This is a genomic window from Variovorax dokdonensis, from assembly GCF_030316895.1.
In the GTDB taxonomy this organism is placed as follows: domain Bacteria; phylum Pseudomonadota; class Gammaproteobacteria; order Burkholderiales; family Burkholderiaceae_C; genus Variovorax; species Variovorax dokdonensis.
Genome location: NZ_JASZYV010000004.1, coordinates 324184 through 343529 on the forward strand (window position 1 = coordinate 324184; position 19346 = coordinate 343529).

A 19346-nucleotide genomic window follows, 5' to 3' on the forward strand; every position below is an offset into this window, starting at 1 on the left:
CTCTCCTCGGTAGGCGCCCAAACCTTCGCTTGGCGGCTGCCCAATCTGGCGTGGGCTCCTATCAGTAGGTGAATTGGTGGAGTCAAAGGCCTAGGTGCATGGGCATCAGCGGCGACGGCGCCTGTTCGATGCTTCGTGAACTTGGACAATTAGCGCATTTAAAGATGAGGCCAAGGTATACAAAAAGCGCGGCCCCCGAGCGCGACCGTTGCTCTACTACACATAGCTCAGAGGACGACTTAGCGCGAATACTCGACAGCGACGCGGGGTGGACACACAAACTTCGCGCATGGCCAAGAGGTTTGCTCGCTCGTGGTCTTTCTGCAAGATCGCTTTTAGGGCAAATACGTAGTTTTGATGGCAGGATACAGAGCACAGAAAATTCTGACGTCGGATTCTAGAAAATTGGAACCTGTGCTTTCGGCTGAATTAGCACATATCGACCTAAAAAGATTTATCAAGCAGGAAAGGTCCTGGCCAAGGCGAGTCGGCGGCAATGGCGCCCGATTGGACTAGCAAAGGGACACATTCACTGTGGTCCGCCGAAGACAGTATCTGGATGCCGGCGGCACGAAGCGCCCGAGCAGCAGACGGAGCTTGTAACGACGCACGCAGATCCGACGTTAAATCCAAGATCGGGCGACCAATTTTGCAACTTTATGTAACTCAAAAGCCATGCTTGAGCGGTCTGGATTAAGCGCGAGCAACGCAAAAAAAACGTCGCGTGCCGTTGCGAAAACGCCTAAATGAATAAAATGGATACATTTCAATTGCAACTGCGCAACACGTAATGCTTTGATCGAGGTGTTTGCGCCACACATGATCGCGCTGTAGCAGTTTGACTACAAGCACGTTTAGCAGCAGACCAGCGATTTGGCGTCTAGTCACAACGGCCAGCGTAGTAATAATCCGCCCCCTTAGAGATCGTCTGGTCGCAATGGCCCCAGCGTCTCGTTATTGCAATCTCATTAATGCAAAGGAAAGGGGCGACGCAATGGGTGCGGTTGGCTCTACAGCGGGCGCTGGCTCGAACGGCTGCGCGCACAGGACTAGTACGACATGAGGACCTGGGATCCCCGGGCCCAAATGGCTCGTCCGCTTGGCAAGAAAGGCCATCACAAAGGCTCGTTCCTGCGCGCGAGCGTCAAGATGGGTCACGAGCTCTATTTGGAGAGCAAACTCGAATCGATCGTTGCCCTTGCACTCGATGTCGATCCTGGTGTCCGTGCGTTCTTTGCGCAGCCCTTCTGCATAAATTTGCTCACCCAGGACGTCTACCCCAGCAAGAGAGCGGCTGTTGCCTCGCTGCGTCTTCAGGGGCTACGAAGTGAGCTCAGGGACGAAGAAAGCGAGTTGCTCTACACACCCGACCTCTTGGTGGAGTTCTGCTGCCCGCCCAAGCTGTTGATTGAGGTGAAGGGGGCAGCGCAACTCGATCGATTTCAGGCGCAGATGAAGACCAGGATCGCCGCGGCGCAGTCGGCAGGCTATCGAATGATCGTCGTCACCGACGAGCACGTGGGTCACAAAGGGCTGGAAGCAAATCTCGTCGCGATCAGAGACGCGACCTACGCGCTACGAAAGCAAGGCTCATCCACCCAGATGCAGCAACTTCAGGACGCCGCCGAATACATCGGTGGGCGCTTTGAACTGCAGCAACTGCGCTCACGCTTTACTGACGGTGTGCTGCTGATGGGCATCGCCAGCGGTGTGCTGGGATGTGATGTGCGCGCCGGGAAGTTTGCCCGGAACTCACAAGGCTGGCCCGCGCACGGCGACCTATCTCATCTGCAGGTCCTGAATTTGTCCGCTGCGCCCGCCCGCACGCCGCCGGCCATCAGCCCCCGCGATGCACTCCGTTCAAACGCAAGACTCACCTCTCCTGCGCCTCAAGCTGAAACGCCAAACCACCATGTCTCAAATCACCGCACTCTACAAAGCAGTTCAATGGAAAGGCAACCGCTGGGTTGTCCAGAGCTGCAGACTCAGGCACGGAAAGCTCCAACTCACCTGCGATGACGGTGACGTTGACACGATCACGCTAGACGACTACCGGGAAAAGATCGGCAGCGGCGAGATGGTCAAGATCTCGACCGACACGAATGGTCGAGAGCGCCTCACCCACGACGGTTGGCGCGCACTTGAGGGCGACAGGGCGCGACGGGAGCGTGAGCGCCGTCAGTTCATCCTCGCGCACATTAAGGAGCAGCATCGCCGGGGCGCGTCGCGCACCCAGGCCCTTGCATCGCTCGGCCTGGTGTGCACGGAAAGAGGCTGGCGCGCACCTCAACCGCGCACCGTGCGCCGCTGGATCGCCCTGTCTCGTGGCCACGACTCAATGATGTCACCCCAGTGGCATCGGTGCGGCAATTCAGGCCAAGGTGCCCCTGCCGAGCTCACGCGTGCGATGGAGGAGATCGTCAGTTCGACCTACTTCGACGATGACCGACTGACCGTCACAAAGGCGTGGGAATACGTCAAGGCGCAATACCGGGACATCTGTGCGCAACAGGGCATCGCCCCGCAATCGCGTTCGATCAAAGTCTTCCAGAAGTTTCTCCGTGATCACAGTTGGACAGACGCGATGTTCGCGCGTCTACCCAAGCGTATCGCGCGCTCGATCACCCGCACCGCCGTCAGCGTGCACTGGGCCGACTACCTCTGGGAGTTGGTCCAGGTCGATGCGACGTCGCTGGACATTCTCGTTCGCGATGAAGCAGACGTCGAGATCGGTAGACCAACGCTATATGCGGCCATTGATACGGCCACCGGGTACATCCTCGGTCTGTACCTGACCATCCTCAAGCCCTCTGCGCTACCGTTCGTCGAGATGCTGCGCTTCATGTACTTCAAAAAGCCGGAAGGCTTCGACGAAAAGTTCGGCATTCGCAACCGTCTTGAAGTCTTCGGAAAGCCCAACCAATTGCTGGTGGACAACGGCAGCGAATTCATCGGGGCAGAGGCCATCGAGGTTGTTCGCGTGCTGCACGGAGACACCGCCAGATGCAAGCCGTTCACGCCCCAAGAGAAGCCTCATATCGAACGCTTCTTTGGCGTATTGAAAGACTATGTGCGGACTCTGCCAGGCTCAACAAAGTCCGCCGTGCAGCGCCACAAGCCCCGCACGCCACCCCAAAGCGAGCAACTTCTCACCATCGAAGACCTTCGTGGTCGCATCTACCGGTTCGTCTACGACGACTACTGCCTCAGGATCAACGATATGCGTTCACACAGGCATCAGAAGCCCGTATCTCCGCGCTCTCTATTGAAGCAACAGAGGGAAGACCACCTGCAGCCCGACCCGATCAGTGTGCAGGAGTTCGACCTTGCTCTGCACTTCAAGAAAGACTCACGCGCCCTCCAGCATTACGGCATTGACTTTGATCGGCTCGAGTACAACAGCGAAGAGCTTGCGGCGCTCTTCGGACGCTTCGGACGGATCGATGTCACGATTCTCTACTCCGAACTAGACGTTGCGCGCATATACGTCATCGATCCGGATGACGAAACAGTGGTCGTCACCGCCTTTTGCAAGGAGTATGAAGGCCAGTCCATTGACAGGCGATCCGCAAAAGAGTTTCGCCGGCAGCTCAGTCATGCAAAAGAGGACGCCGACCAAGCGCGCCAAGCCCACATGCTGGGTCGGCTCGAGGAGGCCAAGCACGACGCCAAGTCGAGCCGCGCCAGAAACAAGGGGGCTCGCAAGGACGAGGTGGCGCGACTTGCACGTGCTTCTGCCAGCCGACAGCCCGTCACTAAGGCCAATCCGCCCGAGGTGTCGCCGCCTGCGACCAGTCCCGCTCCCGAGGCTGGGCACCCAGGCAAGGAGTTCTATCGATTTGATCAAGAGGCCATCAAGGGCCGTCAGCGAGGTGCACGGTGACCGTGGGTGGGTGTGGAATCTTCGACGGGTGGACGCTCGATCACCCGTTCTATTCGGATGCCTTTGAGGCACTCACGAGCGAGATTGACAGCGCGCTGGCCGGAGGGGGAGGTTTCGTGCTGCTGCTTCTGGGCCCGTCCGGCAGCGGCAAAACTGAATTGATCAAGGACATCTGCAGTCGCTACAAAGACCGACTCGGTCCGCAAGGCCACTCGCAGGTCATGTCGGTCGAAACGCCTACGGCGGCCACTGAAGATGCACTTCCTTTGCGCATCATTGAACAACTATTCGGCGGCATGCCGCGCAAATACCGGAAGGGAGAAGCGATGCAAAGGGCCGTTCAAGCGCTGGAGTCGGCAGGGATCATGATCCTGTTTGCCGATGAGATCAATCACTTTGCCGAGGCACGCTCGAACGTCTCCATTCAGACAAAGGCCAACCGCAGGATCGCCGATTGGTTCAAGGGCATGAGCGACGCCGGCAAGGTCTCTCTCGTTCTGACCGGCTTGCCGCACAGTCGCCAACTCGTAATCGACAACGAGCAACTTCTGCGACGAGCCCTGAGACCCATTGAGCTCAAGCCCTACCGATGGAGCGTTCCGCAACAGCGGAGGGCATTTGCGCAGGTGGTAGCAGCATTTTGCTCACGAATGCAGGAATGCGGGTGGCTCGTCTCTATCGCGCTTGAAGCATTGGTCCCGCGCGCCTATGCCTGTTCTGGCGGGCTCATCGGAGCCCTCAAGAAGCTGTTCACATCCGCCGAGCATTTGGGCCGAAGCGAGCGCAATCTGTCGGCTGACCTGCTTTCTCGAGCTTACGCGCGCGCCTTCGACTTACCTGGCATCGCCGATCCATTCATCGGCAAGGTCCCGGGTGACGAAGTCCTCAACTACGCCTACCAGCATGGATTGGGGCGGCCAAATCACCACGCGGTGCACCGGACGTCGCACGGACCTACTACATGACCTGGCGGTGGGTCGCGCGCCCTTCACCCTTTGACGACGAGAGCCTCACTGGCTTGGTCAATCGCTTGGCCATCGACAACACCTTCACTGGCCGGACCGAACTCTTGCGCACACTGGATTTCACGTGCGCGGTGCGCCTTGGACCGACCGAAATTGATGCTCTGTCAAGGGTACTGGGAATTGATGCAGCGCAGTTGCGCAAGATCGCACCCAGTTTGACACCTTCCCGGCCTGCATTGAGGCTATCGCTGACGCGCACGCGCGACGAGGCCGTGTGCACGATTTGCTTGGCCCAACGCGCTTACTCGCGGCAGATTTGGTCGCATGCACTGGCTACGGCGTGTCCCCATCATCATGTCCAACTCATCGACCGCTGCCCGCGCTGCGATCGCACGTTCAAGCACGGGCGACCGTCGGCGCACACGTGTGAGTGCGGTGTTGACCTACGGACGTTGGTGGCGGTCCCCGCCACAAACTTCGAATGGGAATTCGCGCGCTTGCTGATCGGGCTACCGCCGTCTGAAGAGGGCTTGCGATTCCTGTTCGAATCGCAGCCGCCGGACATTGACCGTTTCATGCTTGGCTTGGCCAATTACCTGTGTCACACGCCGCTTGGCGCGCGCTTGGCGAAACAAGGTAAGACCCCTGTGCCGCGGTCTGTCGAGCAGGCAAGGACCAGGCTCGTCCCTGCCTTCAGCCTACTCGCCGACTGGCCGAACGCACTTTCAAGCAGAATCGACGAGTTGCTGGCTGCGACCCCGGTGACTGCAACAACGGGCGTCGCTGCACGCCTGGGGCCTTGGTACAGATTCCTGTTCAAGCAGTCCGTTGCATCCGCATATACCCCGTTTCGCGTCGTAGCTGCAAACTGCATTGCTCGCCGCCATGACGGTGTCCTGAACGCCCGCACGCGAAATGTTCAGTCGCTGATGACGGTGAAGAAGAACTGGTACTCGCTCTTGGAGTGCCAGCGTGAGCTGGGGGTGAGCACAGAGCGCCTCAACGCAGCGATCGATCGTGGATGGGTCACCGCGTCAGTTCATGAACATGCCGTTGGCTATCGCGAGAGGTTCCTCGCCCTAAGCGAGATCGAACGAATTCGCGAACTCAAGGACTCGTTCGTCGATGAGCGTGTGGCGGCCGGGATGCTTGAGGTTCCCACATTCGTATTTCGGTTGATGCTCGAGGCAGGCGCTATTGAGAAAGGGCCGACCGAACAGACTTGGACTGGTTCCGGGGTATTTGACCGGCATTCGGTCGCCGCTTTCGGTGATCGCCTGAAACGCCGGTTTGGCGACGAACGCGCCGATCTCCACCGGCGGTCGGCCCCGATTTACCTTCGCGACTTGGGACTCAGACGCACCACGGATCGCACGAAGCTCGTCCAGGCATATCGAGAGATTGCTTCGGGCAATCTGTTGCCCATCGGCTGGGACGGCTCTGCCGGAATTGGCGGCCTCGCTTTCGACCACGCGGAAGTGGCACGGCACATTTCTAGCAGGGCGCTTTGCGGCACGACGTTGACTTTGCAGCAGGTCGCTGACCTGACAGACACGCACTACGACGCGGTAAAGGGCTGGGTGGAGAGCGGGATCCTTGTCGCACAGCGGCCACAAGGAGGGGTCGCAAGTCCTTGGGTTGTGGACATGGAGGCTCTCGTGCAGTTCCTCATGACGTTTACCCCCGTCGCACATCACGCCAAGGTCCTTGGATCATCGTCTCGCGGCCTGCTTGCCAGGCTCAGTGAGCGAGAAGTCCGCGCAGTCAATCCCAATGCCGAGCGCGGGCCGTTGCTGCGCCTGAGCGATCTGGTTTCGACTTTGGGTATCAATGCCACTTGAACGGTGAAGGAGCACGGCAATGAACGAAGAGAGTAACGCTCAGATCCCTGGCGATTTCCCGCGGTGTGCTGGACCTGGGTCAGTAAGCGGGTTTCAGCCCAAGATTGCCGTCCGCTTGGTAAAGGGACGGTTCATTGAAGGATGGACCGACGCTGAGCGACGCGCTCGATTCGACGCATGTGCGGATCTGGTGGATCAGCTGTGCGTGTTTTGCCGGCGCAAGTTATCTGAGCTTCCCCCTACGGACTTGACTGTGCTCTTGCCGCGAGTGAGGCGCGGCGTCGCAGCAAAGGGTTGGAATCTGTCGGACGGCGAACTCGATTGGATCTTCAAGCGTGTCAAGATCGTCTTGTCGGAGGATTCGAGCTCAACGAAAGCACGGCATTGATGTCGCTCAACGAATCGCGTCACGAGCGAAGCCGACGGCCAGTGTTCGCAGGTCTAGGGCTTCATTCCGCCGCGCAGCAGGCGAAGTCATGGTCGACCGCTAGGCCCGTTGAAGACTGTGAGCAGCCTGTCGCACCTCCGATACTGAACGACCGGTGCACGGTAGAGCAGACGGCCGAGGTCTACCGCAGGTCGGAGGCGACGAGGGGGCCAGTACCAGCTGTAGCCAGCCCCGTCCGGGCTGAACACCGCTTTGCGCGGCCCGAAGCCGCCGTCGGAACTCCACCACCCTAGGGTGCCCATCCAGCTAGCCTGCAAGCAATCGCCCTGGCGGGACCGCTGTCATGCGCTACCACGCACGAGCAAGCATCCGTGCGTAGTCGCTGGCTTCGGCGGGACGCGGATTGGTAATGTGCGAATGGTCCCGCAGCGCGCCTTCCACAATGCGTGGAAACATGGCTTCACTGACACCCATTTCGCGCAACCTCGTTGGCAGACCGAGACGACCGTTCATCGCAGTTATGGCATCGCTGACGGAAGATGGATCGGCCAAGTCCATGGCGTGAGCCAGGCGGGCGAGCTTGTTTTCGTTCCTGACCGTGGCCGCGGTTTCGTTAAATTCTATGACGGCGGGCAGGAATACGGCATTCAGCATGCCGTGATGCAGGCTCGGATCAAGGCCTCCGAGCGAATGGCTGAGGCTGTGCACGCATCCAAGGCCTTTCTGGAACGCCATCGCGCCCTGCATCGACGCCGACATCATTTGCAGCCGTGCTTCGCGGTCGTGCGGCTCGCGTGTCGCACGCTCGATGTGCGCCCATGCGCGCCATAGTCCGTCCAGCGCAATGCCGTCGGCAGGGGGGTTAAACGCCGGGGCCATGAAGGTCTCGATGCAGTGCGCAATCGCGTCCATGCCGGTGGCAGCCGTGAGCTTCGCCGGCAAGTCGAGAGTCAGGTCCGGGTCGCAAATAGCGGATTTCGGCACCACATGGGCCGAGATCACGCCCACCTTTCGACCATCGTCGAGGATCAGCACTGCACCGCGGCCCACCTCGCTGCCGGTGCCGGCCGTGGTTGGAATCGCGATGACCGGCGCGGTGGCGGCGCTGATCCTCGCAAGGCCGCCTTCGATCAGCGCGAAGTTTTTCAGCGGCCCTTCATGCGTGCCGCAAACGGCAACACCCTTGGCCAGATCGATTGAAGAGCCGCCACCTACCGCGATCACGCCGTCGCAGCGCTGAGCAAGGTACATTGCGACGGCGGCGCGTACCAACGCCTCATTCGGGTTGGACGGCGTTAGATCGAACACCGCGACGGCGCTGGCGTCGGGCAAGCGTGCAAGCACGCGATCGACCAGACCTGCCGCGCGAACGCCGGCGTCGGTGACGATCAGAGGACGCCGGATGCCGATGCGCTCGCACTCCTGCGGCAGCATGTCGATGGCACCGAATCCGAATTGGACCGACGTGATGTAGTTGATCGGGGAGACCGTCATGTTTCGAACCTGTTGTGGAGAGGGTATGGACGCCTACTGGCCGAGCACGTACTTGGGCAGCCAGGTGACGACCTGCGGCGCAAAGGCGCAGATCACTAAGCCGAGCCCCTGCAGCGCGATGAAGGGCGGCGTCGACTTGTAGATGTCCTTCATCGAGATGCCCTTGGGCGCGACCGAATTCAGGTAAAACAGGTTGTAGCCGAACGGCGGCGTGAGATATGACATTTCAAGATTGATGATCAGCATGCCGCCGTACCACAGGGGATCGAACCCGAGCGCCACCACGATGGGCAGGAAAATCGGCGTTGTCAGGAAGATGATGCCGATCGGGTCCATCACCATTCCAAGCAGGAACAGGATGACCATCATGATCGTCATCACGACCCACGCCGGGAGGTCCATACCGATGAGCAAGCTGCGCACCAGCTTGTCGCCGCCGATGCCAGCGTAGACCGATACGAAGACGAGCGACGCAACTGCGATCCAGATCACCATCGAAGTCGACTTCAGGGTTTCGCGTGCCGCGTCTGCGATGTCGCCCCAGCGCAGGCTCCGGCGGGCGAAGCCGATCACCATGCTGCCGACCGCGCCGACCGCTGCTGCTTCAGTGGGCCCTGCGATTCCGGTGAACATGGCACCCAGCACCGCCAGCACCAGCAGCGCCATGGGCACGATGCCCAGCAGACTTGCGATTCGCTCGCGACCGGTGATGCGAGCGCGTTCCTCGGCCGGCATCGCAGGGCCTGCCGCCGGGTTGATCCAGCACTTGAGCAACACGTAGGTGATGAAAAGCGAGGCGAGCAACAGGCCCGGCATCAGCCCGGAAAGGAAGACCTGGCCGACCGAGAGGTTGGCCAGGCCGCTGTAGACGATGCCCAGCACTGACGGCGGGATGAGCTGGCCGAGCGCGCCGCCCGCGAGGATGGTGCCCATCGACATGTGCTTTTCGTAACCGCGCGCGAGCATCGCCGGCAGCGCGAGCGAACCCATGGCCATCACGCCCACCGCGCTCACGCCGCTCATCGCCGCGATGATCGTGCAAGCCAACACGGTGCCGACCGCAAGGCCGCCGCGCAACGGGCCGAACAGCACATGGATCGCGTGATACAGGTCGTTAGCAACACCGGCCTTGTTGAGGATGCCGGCCATGAACATGAAGAACGGGATCGAGACCAACGTGTAGTTGAAGGTGGCGCTCTTCACATGGCCCGCCAGCAGGTGCAGCGCCATCGGCCCCCATTCGAAAAAGCCCACCACCACCGCCACGCTGCCGAGCGCAAAGGCCAGCGGAACGCCCAGGAAGATGAGCGCGAATAGTGACCCGAACAGGACGACCGTGAGGAGTTGGACACCCATTGATTGATACCTCGTGGAACAGAAAGTCAGCCGACGACGTCGTTGTCAGGCTTGATCGCATGTGTCGGATCCACATATGCGCGCACGATCAGCGCTACTGCCTGCAGCAGCATGAGCGCTGCGGCCACCGGCGCGGCGGTGAGGACGGGGAAGATGTAGGGCGCCCACGGACTCTCGGCGCGCTCGCGGCTGGCGATAGCGTCGATCGCCTGGTCGCCGGTGAACCACAACAGCACTGCGAAATAGAAAATCGTGACCACCAAGCCGATCACGTCGGCCCGGCGGCGGGCGCGCGGCTTCAAGCCGAGCAGCAGCAGGTCGACCCGCACGTGCCCGCCGTGCAGCAGCGTGTAGCCGCCGCCGAGCAGGAAGTAAAAGCCGAACAAGATCTGGACCGATTCATTGACCCAGACCGTCGGGCTGTTGAAGGCGTAGCGTGCCACGACCTCGATCATGGTGATGAGCAGGCTGGGCAGGATCAACAGGGCCGCCAGGCTGCCCACCCAGTCGTTGAGGCGATCGATCGCGTCGCAGAGTTGCCGCATGGAGAAGTCCGGCCAACGTCAGTTCACGCGATATCCGAGTTTCCCCAGGAACTTCAGCTGTGAGTCGAGCTTCTCGGCGTAGTCCTTCGATTCGGCGGCATATTTGTCCTTCATGACGGCCAGACGCGCGTTCTCCATCTTGCGCATCTCGCTATCGGGCCATTTGACGAGCGTGACGCCGCTCTTCTCGAGCTTGACCATCAGCTCTTTCTCCTCGGCCACCGCCGAAGTGTTGTAGTCCATGCTGGCGACCTTCAGCGCCTCTTCAATTTTGGGCTTCAGCTCGGCCGGTACTTTGTTCCAAGCGGCCTGGCTCACGATCCAGTCGGACGTGCCCCCGCCCGAGTACGACGGCACCGAGATAAACTTCGCCACCTCTTGCAGGCCGAGGCCGTAGTTCACAGGCATCGTCGTGAACTCGACGGCGTCGACGACGCCGCGCTGCAGTGCGGTGTAGACCTCCTCGCCGGGCAAGGCAACGACAGAGGCGCCGAGCTTGGCAAAGCCGTCGGCAGCAAGTCCCGCCGCGCGCACCTTGAGGCCCTTCAGATCGGCGACGCCCCTGATCGGCTTCTTCGACCAGATCTGCTCACCCAACAGGGGCGAAACGCCGAGGAAGTGCATGTTGTGGCGCGCCACGATCTTGCGCATCAACTCCGAGCCGCCGCCCTCGTAGAACCAGTTGTAGCCTTGAAGCGCATTGACTTCGGCCGGCCATTCGTTCACTGCCTTGAGCGCCGGCTCCTTGCCGCTGAAATAGACAAGGTAAGTGTGGCCGACGTCGAGTGTGCCCTTGCTCACCGCATCGACGACCGTGGCACTGCTCATCAGCATGCCGGCCGGAAAGGTCTTGACTTCGACGCGTCCGCCGGTGCGTTGATTCACTTCCTTGGCAAAGCGTTCGACGAGATTCTTGTATTCAGTCGTTCCGGCGCCGGCGACGCTTTGCAAGCGCCAGGTGATTTCGGCGGCATGTGCGCCGAAGTGCGGCAGCGTGAAGCATGCAGCTGCAAGGCAGGAGAAGACGAGGGCACGGGTGTTCTTGGGCCGGTTCATGGGTACCTCATGTATTCCAGGTTGATGGTGGGCGAGGACAGAGAGCGCAGGACTCAGACTGCGACGCAGAGTCGCTCGAGATGCACCATCGCCTCGACGAGGTCGCCTTCCGAAAGCCGGCGTTCGAAGTTGCGGATATGTGGTGCGGTAAGGGTGAGCTCGGCAATCGTGGACAACTGCCGGGCAGAAGGCGCGACAAGGCCGAGTTCGGGCAAGCCTGTGGGTAGTCCCACGGCGCGGTAAAAGTCGAACTGCTCGGCCATGAAGGCATCGGAACGCTTCTCGAGCACGAACTGGACGAGCAACGCGTAGGCCACCTGGCGACCGTGCAGGGCGCCTGCAGTTTGCGGCACGGCCGTCAGGCCGCGCGTCATGGAATGCGCGACCGACAAGCCGGTGCCCTCGAACCCGATGCCGGCCAGCAGGATGCACGCTTCGACGAGCGCCTCGAAGGCCGCGTCGGGCCGGCGGGCGCGCGCTGCGGCCAGGCCGGCGACCGCATTGCGACGCACCGTCTCGTCGCACGTCTCTGCGAGCTTTGCTGCGAGCAGCGTCGCCTGGCCGCCGAACAGGTTGAGCCCGCCAGCGCCGATGCACTGCGCCGCCTCGTAGCGTTTGACGATCGCGTCGCCGATGCCCGAGACCAGCAAGTCGACCGGCGCCGCAGCGAGGATCGCGGTGTCGACCACGACCGCGTCCGGGTTGCGCGGCAGCTTTTCGACGCCCAGCAGACGGTGATGCTCGTCGTAGAGCAAAAAGACGCGGCTGGTGGGGCCGTCATTCGAGGGCGCCGTCGGCAAAGTGATGAGCCGCGAGCCGAGGGCGCACGCCACGGCCTTGCCCGCGTCCACACCCTTGCCGCCACCCGCGGCGATCACCACCTCAGGCTGCCACGCCTGCTGGGCGCTGGCCATGCGTTCCACACTTGCCGGCGTGAGCTCGCCGGTGAACGAGACGGACGAGAACGCGAGTCCACTGGCCTCGACGCTTTGCCGCACGCGCGGCGCAAACAGGCGCTCGATGGCGGCGTCTGAGACGAACAGCACGTTCCGGCCTAGTCCTGCAGCGACGTCGCCGATACGCAAGGACGCGTCCGGCCCTTGTACGTACAGCGCTGGCGTTCCGAGGATGCGAAGAGTGTCACCCATCGTTCAGACCTCGACCGGCACGGCCACACCGGCCATCTCGCATGAGTTGGCGGGCTCCGAGACGGTAGCGCGTTGCATGTCGCGCTTCCAGCGCAGGTCGTCGAACTCCGTGCCGCGGTGCATGGTGCAGCGGTTGTCCCAGATCAGCAGGTCGTGCTGGCGCCAGCGGTGTGTGTAGACAAACTGCCGTTGCGTGGCATGCGCTGTCAGCGTCTCCAGCAACTCGGCGGCCTCGGCGTCGGGCAGGCCGAATACGCGGCCGGCGTGCGACGCCAGGTAGAGCGACTTTCGGTCGTTCTCGGGGATCGTGCGCACCATGACCTGGGGCACTGGCGGCAGCGCGGCGCGCTCCTCGTCTGAGAACCCGGTGAAACCCAGCTTGGCGCGCGAGGTGAAGATCGAGTGCTCCACGATCAGGCCGTCGATGCGCTTCTTCATCGTCTCCGGCAGTGCATCGTAGGCCGCGCGCATATCGGCGAATTCGGTGTGGCCCCCGATGGGCGCTACCGTGCGGCCGTACAGCAGCGACGCCTTGGCAGGGATCTTGCGGAAGGTGCTGTCCGTGTGCCACAGGCGGTTGCCCAACTGGAACATGCGCTGGCGGCTGGTTTCGCCCCAGACCCGGTTGTTCGCGTCAAGGTTGGAGACATCGGCGATGTCTTCGCGAATGCGCAACGCCTCGTCCGTGCGGTGCTTCTGGATGGTGGTTTCCAGTGGGCCGAAGATCGTCGCGAAGTCGACATGTTGCTGTTGCGTCATCGCCTGCTCCGGGAAGATCAGCACGGCGTACTTCCAGAACGCCTGCTTGATCGCTTCCCGGTCTTCGAGCGACAGCGGCCGCGACAGGTCAACGTCGCCGATTTCGGCCACAAAGTTGGATGCAATGGGGTAGATGCTTAGCGCCATGGTCCTTGTCTCACTTCGTGTTTGCGATGCGATTGTTCTCGTGGAACATTATTGAAACACGACTGGTATGCCAGGCATTTGGGGGCAAACCCTTGGTCGCTCGTCTGCGTTCGGACGAGCGCCTTCACGAACAGAGGGGCGGGGGGTGCCTCGAACTAACGGCCCGGGTTCGACGCGCCGGGAAGCGTGGCCTTGGCGAACGCAAGCATGTAGTCGATCAGTTCGTCGGAGGCCTCGCCGGCCGCCTCTGCATCGCCCAGTACTACGGCCTTGGCCACCGCCAGATGTAAGCGCGCTGTATCGAGCAGCTGTTGATCGTCACGAAGATGACAAAACCAGAATCGGCGCGAGACCGAATGAAGTGTCGTGGCGATGTCTGCAGCGACCGAGTTGCGCGCACTGGAGGCCACGCAGCGGCTGCGCTGCGCATCGAGCCTCAGGAAGGCCCGCACATCCGAGTGCGCCACGGTATCCTCGATGGCTTTCGCCAGCGCTGCGATGGACTGTCGCTCTGCTGCGGTTGCACGTTGGGCCGCAGACCGTGCGATGAGCCGATCGACTTCGCGCCGGGTCTCGAGCACCTGAAACTGCAGGCCCACATCCACCGGGGTCACCACCACGCCGCGCCTGGGCATGATCTGCACCAGATACTCGCGCGAAAGCCGATGCAACGCTTCGCGGGTGGGCGTTGTTCCGATTCCGATGCGGCGGCTCAGGATCGCTTCTGACACCACCTCGCCCGGCGCGAGCTGCGCTGTGACGATCATCTCCTCCAGCTGCCGATACGCGTCTTGCATGAGCGTTGTCGCGGCGGCACCGTCCTGCTCCGTCCCCCGCCGCTGCGCGACCACCGCAGACTTCATGACATCAGTGTCGACTGTCGCCGTCTTCTTCATACCTGCCACGCCTCTGGTTTGCCGGCTCCGAAGGGCGGCGCCGGACTGGCGGCGATTTTGCCCCGGTGCGCGCGAGCGGGCGGACGCGACCTTGCCATCGCTATAGTCGCCGGCTTGGTCGGCCGCACGATGCGGCCGTATCTTAGGCACGAGCAAAAGGCGGAAATGAAGAAGGCGAGCGCGGCGGACAGCGTGATGAATCCAGGCAGCACGGTGGTCAGCCCTTCCAGCGACGGAGCGCAGAACACCCTGACAAGCGAAGCGTATCGAAGACTGGAGGAGATGATCGTCACGCTGGAACTGGCCCCCGGTTCCGTTGTGTCGGAGGCTATCCTGAGCCGACAGATCGATATCGGCACCACGCCGATTCGCGAAGCGCTGCATCGGCTTTCGCGCGAGTATCTGGTGCAGATCATGCCCAGGCGCGGCGTGGTGGTGACACCTGTCGATGTCCGCTTGCAGTTTGAGATTCTCGAAACGCGACGCGAGTTGGATCGTCTTCTCGCCGGAGCGGCCGCAAGCCGCGGCAGCAGCGCGGACAGGGCGGCGATCCAGTCCCTGCTGGCGCCGACCGAACAAGCGGCAGTGGCTCTGGATATCAAGGAGTTCCTGCGCCTCGACGCTCAACTCAACCTGCTGCTTGCGCGAGCGGCCCGCAACACCGTCGCGGCCGAGACCGTCGCGAGGCTGCATTCGATATCCAGGCGTTTCTGGTTCTTCCACCTTGATGCGCCGCGCCATCTGCCGGTCACGGCCCGATTCCACGTCGAAGTCGTTCGGGCTGTTGCTGAAGGCGACGCCGCCCGGGCGGCGCAGGCTTCCGATCGCCTGATCGACCACCTAGTGGAATTCGCCAGACAGACGTTGCCACACCCCTGAATTTCGACCGGGGCCTTGCGTGCCGCCGGCTTAGGCGCCGGGCTCGGGTTTACGAGCTTGCCAACTGGAATTTGTGGGCAAACCTGTTGGCATATGACTGGCATGCCAGTAGCATGCCAGAATTCACCTGCCCCTGCGATGACTTGATCTTTAAGGCAGCAGGCGGGTACTCCGTCCACCGTCCACCCTGAGGAAATATGGAACAAGCTGAAATCGTCGAGCAACCCGTGGTCACGAGGCTCAACCCGGCGCTGGGCGCCGAAATCACAGGGATCGACCTTTCCCTGCCCATGCATCCCGAGCAGATCCGGGCATTTCGCGGTGCACTCGATAACTATGGAGTGCTGTGCTTTCGGGACCAGAAGCTCACTGAGCAGCAGCAGATTGCCTTCACCGAGCAGTGGGGTTTGCTGGAAGATTTTCCGGAGGAGAACAAGACTGTCTCCGCGTCGACCGTCTACAACGTGGCCAATGTGTCGGCACAGGGCGAGCATCTTCCCGAGACCGATCATCGCGTGATCTTCCAGAAGGTCAATGCGCTGTGGCATACCGACAGCTCCTATCGCTATGTGCCCGCATACGCCTCGCTGTTGTATGGCATCGAAGTGATGCCCGACGATGCCGTCGGAGGACGCACGGGCTTCTCCAATATGGTGCTGGCCTACGAAGCGCTCCCGGACGATTTGAAGTCCAGGATCGAGCCGCTGCACATGGTCCATTCGTATGAGCACGGCCGCCGGATGTTCGCTTCGCTGCCGCCGCTCTCGAACTTCGAGAAGAACGCCGTGCCCCCGGTCAGCCATCCGCTGGTGCGCGTTCATCCGGATGGTCGTCGCTCGCTTTTCATGACCGCCAACGCGGGCAACGAGATCAGCGGCATGCCATTGGAGGAAGGCCAGGCCCTGCATCGCCAACTGGTTGAGCACGTCTCGCGACCCGAGTTCTGCTACTTCCACAAGTGGAAAAAAGGCGACCTGGTCGTCTGGGACAACCGGACCACGCTGCACAAGGCCGAGGTCTACGACATGGGGCGCTACCGGCGTGTCTTCCGACGCACCACGTTGGCGGGCGAGGGGCCCGTACTCGGCCCGTACTCTCAGGAAGTGGTGGCGCGGGCCAAGTGCCCGTCCGTGAAATGAGGAGCCGCGCGATGCTCTTTGATTTCGGCGGCAAGGCCGCGCTCGTCTCCGGCGGCACGAGCGGTATCGGACTCGCGATTGCCGAGGCCCTGCGGGATGCAGGCTGTGCAGTGACCGCCGCTGGCGTGATCGGCAAGGAGCCCCCCGGTGCATCCGGGATCGCGTTCGAGGCGATGGACGTGACAGACGCCGGCTCGATCGACCGCGTGCTCGAAAACTGCCCGACCCTGGACATCGTGATCAACGCCGCCGGCGTCATCCGCCGTGGCGAGGAGCATGACCCCGAGGTGTTCCGGCAAGTGATCGACATTAACCTGAACGGCGCGATGCGAGTGGCCGCCGCGGCGCGGCAGCGATTGGCTGCAAGTGGCGGAAGCCTGGTCAACATCGCCTCGATGCTCAGCTTCTTCGGCGGTGGGCTGGTGCCTGCATACAGCGCAAGCAAGGGCGGCATCGCGCAGCTGACCAGGAGCCTGGCAATCGCCTGGGCCGCCCAGGGCGTCCGTGTCAACGCGGTCGCACCCGGATGGATCGCCACGCCGCTGACCCAGGGGCTGCAGGACGACGCCGCGCGCAGTGCTGCGGTGCTGTCTCGCACGCCCATGGGCCGATGGGGCCGGCCCGAGGACATTGCCGGTCCGGTGATGTTTCTGTGCTCGAACGCTGCTGGCTTTGTCACGGGCACTGTGCTTCCCGTCGATGGCGGCTATCTCGCCGCCTGATTTCCATCAACGAAAACCCACTATGAACACTTCGGCCCTTCCTGGGGCACCGATTCCGGCCGACTCTGCGCCCTCGCGCGCCGGCGGACTCGATATGTCCCGCATGCCCTACCAGCTCCCGTTCCCGCAAGGCGTCGCGAACGAGATCGTTGTCGACGCCGTCGTCCCGGAAGACGAGCGCGTGTGGGTGCCGCAGATGGAGAACGTCTGGTTCCGCCCGCTGTGCCTCAACACCGTGCAGGGCTACTGGGTCAACCTCTTGCGTGTGCGCAAATCCGGCGTGCTAAGCCGGCATCGCCATCCGGCGCCGGTGCATGGTGTGGTGTTGCGCGGAGCGTGGCACTACCTGGAGCACGACTGGAAGGCGAAGGAAGGCTCGTATGTCTTCGAGCCGCCTGGGGAGACGCACACGCTGGTCGTGCCTGAGAACGTGCCCGAGATGATCACGCTGTTCCACATCACCGGCGCCATGATTTATGTGGATCCCTTCGGCCACCAAACCGGCTACGAAGACGTCTTCACCAAGATCGACATGTGCCGCGCCCACTACACGGCCTCTGGCTTGGGCGCCGAGTACGTCGACCAGTTCATTCGCTGAACGCGATCAAGATCTTCAAGCTTCCAATAACTACCGAGACAAGTCCATGATTCAATTTCACCGCCGCACCCTCATCTCCTTCACGGTGCTCGCCGCCGCCTCGCTCGCCCCAGGGCTCGCGCTCGCAGATGACTATCCGAGCCGCCCAATCGAACTGGTCGTTCCCTTCCAGCCGGGCGGCGGAACTGATGCAGTGGCGCGCGCATTTGGCGCCGCGGCGCAAAAGCACTTTCCGAAGGGTGTCGTTGTCATCAATAAGTCCGGCGCGAGTGGTGGCATCGGGTGGAACTACATGATGAACGCCAAGCCCGATGGCTACACGCTAGGTGTCGTCACGGTCGAGATGGTAATCCTGCCGCACCTCAACCTCTTCAATCGCACCTACGCCGACGTCACGCCGATCGCACAGCTGAACGCCGATCCGGCGTCGATCATCGTGCGGGCCGACTCGCCCTACAAGACCATCGATGACTTCATCGCCGCGGCACGCAAGGAGCCCGGCAAGATGGTCATGGGCACCTCCGGCAACGGTTCGATCTACGACATCGCCGCTGCTGCCTTCGAAGAGAAGACCCAGTTGCAATTCAACCGTATCCCGTACCAAGGCGCCGCGCCTTCAGTCCTCGCGCTGCTGAGCAGTCAGCTCGATGCGGTGACGGCCAGCCCCGGCGAGGTGGCCGCCCACGTGGCCGCAGGCAAGCTTCGCGTCCTGGCCGTGATGGCGGACAAGCGCCTCGAGGAGTTCAAGGACGTTCCCACAATGAAGGAAAAGAACGTCGACCTTTCGATCGGAACCTGGCGCGGAATCATGGGGCCAAAAGGCCTGCCCCCGGAGGTCGTGAAGATGCTGAGGATCTCGGTTGCGGAGATCGCGAAAGAACCGGAACTCCAAAACGCATTGAAGAAACTGAACCTTGGCTACGTCTATGCCGACGACGAGGGCTTTAAGGCTGTGATGGCGCGCGACAGCAAGGTCTTCAAAGACATGATCCCTCGTCTCAAGATCGTGACCAACTGAGCCCTAGACGTTCGGCGCGGGCTCGGATTCGCACCTGGCCGGCGCCTATTTCAGTAAGCTGGTTACCCTGTCGATGGAGGATATCCCCTACAAGGGGTCGGCACCGGTCGCGCAGGACGTCGTATCAGGCCAGGTCTCTGCCATGGTCAGCGACCCGGGCTTGGCGAACGGAATGATCAATGCCGGCCGCGTTAATGCGCTTGCCGTCGGCGGCACCCGAAGAAGCCGCACGCTTCCCGACGCGCCCACCTTTACCGAGTTGGGCATGCCTGCGATGACCGGGTTCGTTACCTGGCTAGAGTCTTCGCGCCGGCCGCCCCCCATCCGCCGCTGCAGAAGCTCAGCGACGCCGTCGTGGAGGTAGCCAACATTCGAGCTATGCTCGCGGCCGGCCGTTTCCGGCGGCGACAGCGGCCGGATGCAAGCATAGCCCTAAGGTCGGCGACCGCTGCACTTCGGCCGGAAGCCGAACTTCGGATTCAGACTGGTTGCAGCCGTTCGATCCGTCGAAG

16 protein-coding genes and 1 pseudogene are annotated in these 19346 nt (G+C 61.9%); 10 read left to right on the forward strand and 7 right to left on the reverse strand.

The features are described 5' to 3' along the window. The first annotated feature begins 1059 nt into the window (after positions 1-1059). The 4 genes from QTH91_RS20070 to QTH91_RS20085 are packed head-to-tail and all read left to right on the forward strand — an operon-like array spanning position 1060 to position 6689. Positions 1060-2019 carry a hypothetical protein gene (locus tag QTH91_RS20070; RefSeq protein WP_286661909.1) on the forward strand — a complete coding sequence of 320 codons (960 nt, stop codon included), beginning with the start codon at positions 1060-1062 and terminating at the stop codon, positions 2017-2019. Further along, positions 1913-3883, forward strand: a complete 1971-nt coding sequence (locus tag QTH91_RS20075; protein ID WP_286661910.1) for a TnsB C-terminal domain-containing protein — start codon at positions 1913-1915, stop codon at positions 3881-3883. The genes QTH91_RS20070 and QTH91_RS20075 overlap by 107 nt, the downstream gene beginning before the upstream one ends. Next, positions 3880-4848, forward strand: coding sequence for a TniB family NTP-binding protein (locus QTH91_RS20080; RefSeq protein ID WP_286661911.1), 969 nt, complete (start codon positions 3880-3882; stop codon positions 4846-4848). Before QTH91_RS20075 ends, QTH91_RS20080 begins: the two co-directional genes overlap by 4 nt. Then, positions 4845-6689 (forward strand): TniQ family protein, encoded by a 1845-nt coding sequence (locus QTH91_RS20085; protein WP_286661912.1) that lies wholly within the window; start codon positions 4845-4847, stop codon positions 6687-6689. Before QTH91_RS20080 ends, QTH91_RS20085 begins: the two co-directional genes overlap by 4 nt. A gap of 736 nt (positions 6690-7425) precedes the next feature. Here QTH91_RS20085 and gbd read toward each other — a convergent pair. From gbd to QTH91_RS20120, 7 genes are all read right to left on the reverse strand, one after another. Then, complete coding sequence (gene gbd, locus QTH91_RS20090) at positions 7426-8571, reverse strand: 4-hydroxybutyrate dehydrogenase (protein ID WP_286661913.1); 1146 nt, start codon at positions 8569-8571, stop codon at positions 7426-7428. A 33-nt stretch (positions 8572-8604) separates the two neighbouring features. Beyond that, complete coding sequence (locus QTH91_RS20095) at positions 8605-9927, reverse strand: TRAP transporter large permease (protein WP_286661914.1); 1323 nt, start codon at positions 9925-9927, stop codon at positions 8605-8607. A 26-nt stretch (positions 9928-9953) separates the two neighbouring features. After that, positions 9954-10472 carry a TRAP transporter small permease subunit gene (locus QTH91_RS20100; RefSeq protein ID WP_286661915.1) on the reverse strand — a complete coding sequence of 173 codons (519 nt, stop codon included), beginning with the start codon at positions 10470-10472 and terminating at the stop codon, positions 9954-9956. 18 nt (positions 10473-10490) lie between these two features. Next, positions 10491-11528 carry a TRAP transporter substrate-binding protein gene (locus tag QTH91_RS20105; protein WP_286661916.1) on the reverse strand — a complete coding sequence of 346 codons (1038 nt, stop codon included), beginning with the start codon at positions 11526-11528 and terminating at the stop codon, positions 10491-10493. Positions 11529-11581: 53 nt separating this feature from the next. After that, positions 11582-12676 carry a glycerol dehydrogenase gene (locus QTH91_RS20110; protein ID WP_286661917.1) on the reverse strand — a complete coding sequence of 365 codons (1095 nt, stop codon included), beginning with the start codon at positions 12674-12676 and terminating at the stop codon, positions 11582-11584. A gap of 3 nt (positions 12677-12679) precedes the next feature. Beyond that, a complete protein-coding gene (locus QTH91_RS20115) occupies positions 12680-13582 on the reverse strand; it encodes a TauD/TfdA dioxygenase family protein (protein ID WP_286661918.1) in 903 nt (300 codons plus the stop codon). 155 nt (positions 13583-13737) lie between these two features. Further along, a complete protein-coding gene (locus tag QTH91_RS20120; RefSeq protein ID WP_286661919.1) occupies positions 13738-14478 on the reverse strand; it encodes a GntR family transcriptional regulator in 741 nt (246 codons plus the stop codon). 165 nt (positions 14479-14643) lie between these two features. On the opposite strand from QTH91_RS20120, the gene QTH91_RS20125 reads away from it, so the two are divergent. From QTH91_RS20125 to QTH91_RS23100, 6 genes and pseudogenes are all read left to right on the forward strand, one after another. Beyond that, complete coding sequence (locus QTH91_RS20125; RefSeq protein ID WP_286661920.1) at positions 14644-15357, forward strand: GntR family transcriptional regulator; 714 nt, start codon at positions 14644-14646, stop codon at positions 15355-15357. A gap of 197 nt (positions 15358-15554) precedes the next feature. After that, positions 15555-16496: a TauD/TfdA dioxygenase family protein gene (locus tag QTH91_RS20130; RefSeq protein WP_286661921.1), complete on the forward strand. Its 942-nt coding sequence runs from the start codon at positions 15555-15557 to the stop codon at positions 16494-16496. Between the two features lie 11 nt (positions 16497-16507). Further along, positions 16508-17218: an SDR family NAD(P)-dependent oxidoreductase gene (locus QTH91_RS20135; RefSeq protein WP_286661922.1), complete on the forward strand. Its 711-nt coding sequence runs from the start codon at positions 16508-16510 to the stop codon at positions 17216-17218. A 94-nt stretch (positions 17219-17312) separates the two neighbouring features. Continuing rightward, entirely contained in the window at positions 17313-17816 is a 504-nt protein-coding gene (locus QTH91_RS20140) for a 2,4'-dihydroxyacetophenone dioxygenase family protein (RefSeq protein ID WP_286661961.1), read from the forward strand. A 46-nt stretch (positions 17817-17862) separates the two neighbouring features. After that, positions 17863-18834, forward strand: coding sequence for a Bug family tripartite tricarboxylate transporter substrate binding protein (locus QTH91_RS20145; RefSeq protein ID WP_286661923.1), 972 nt, complete (start codon positions 17863-17865; stop codon positions 18832-18834). Positions 18835-18856: 22 nt separating this feature from the next. Beyond that, positions 18857-19198 (forward strand): annotated as a pseudogene (locus tag QTH91_RS23100) (tripartite tricarboxylate transporter substrate-binding protein); the annotation flags it as partial. Positions 19199-19346: the final 148 nt, after the last annotated feature.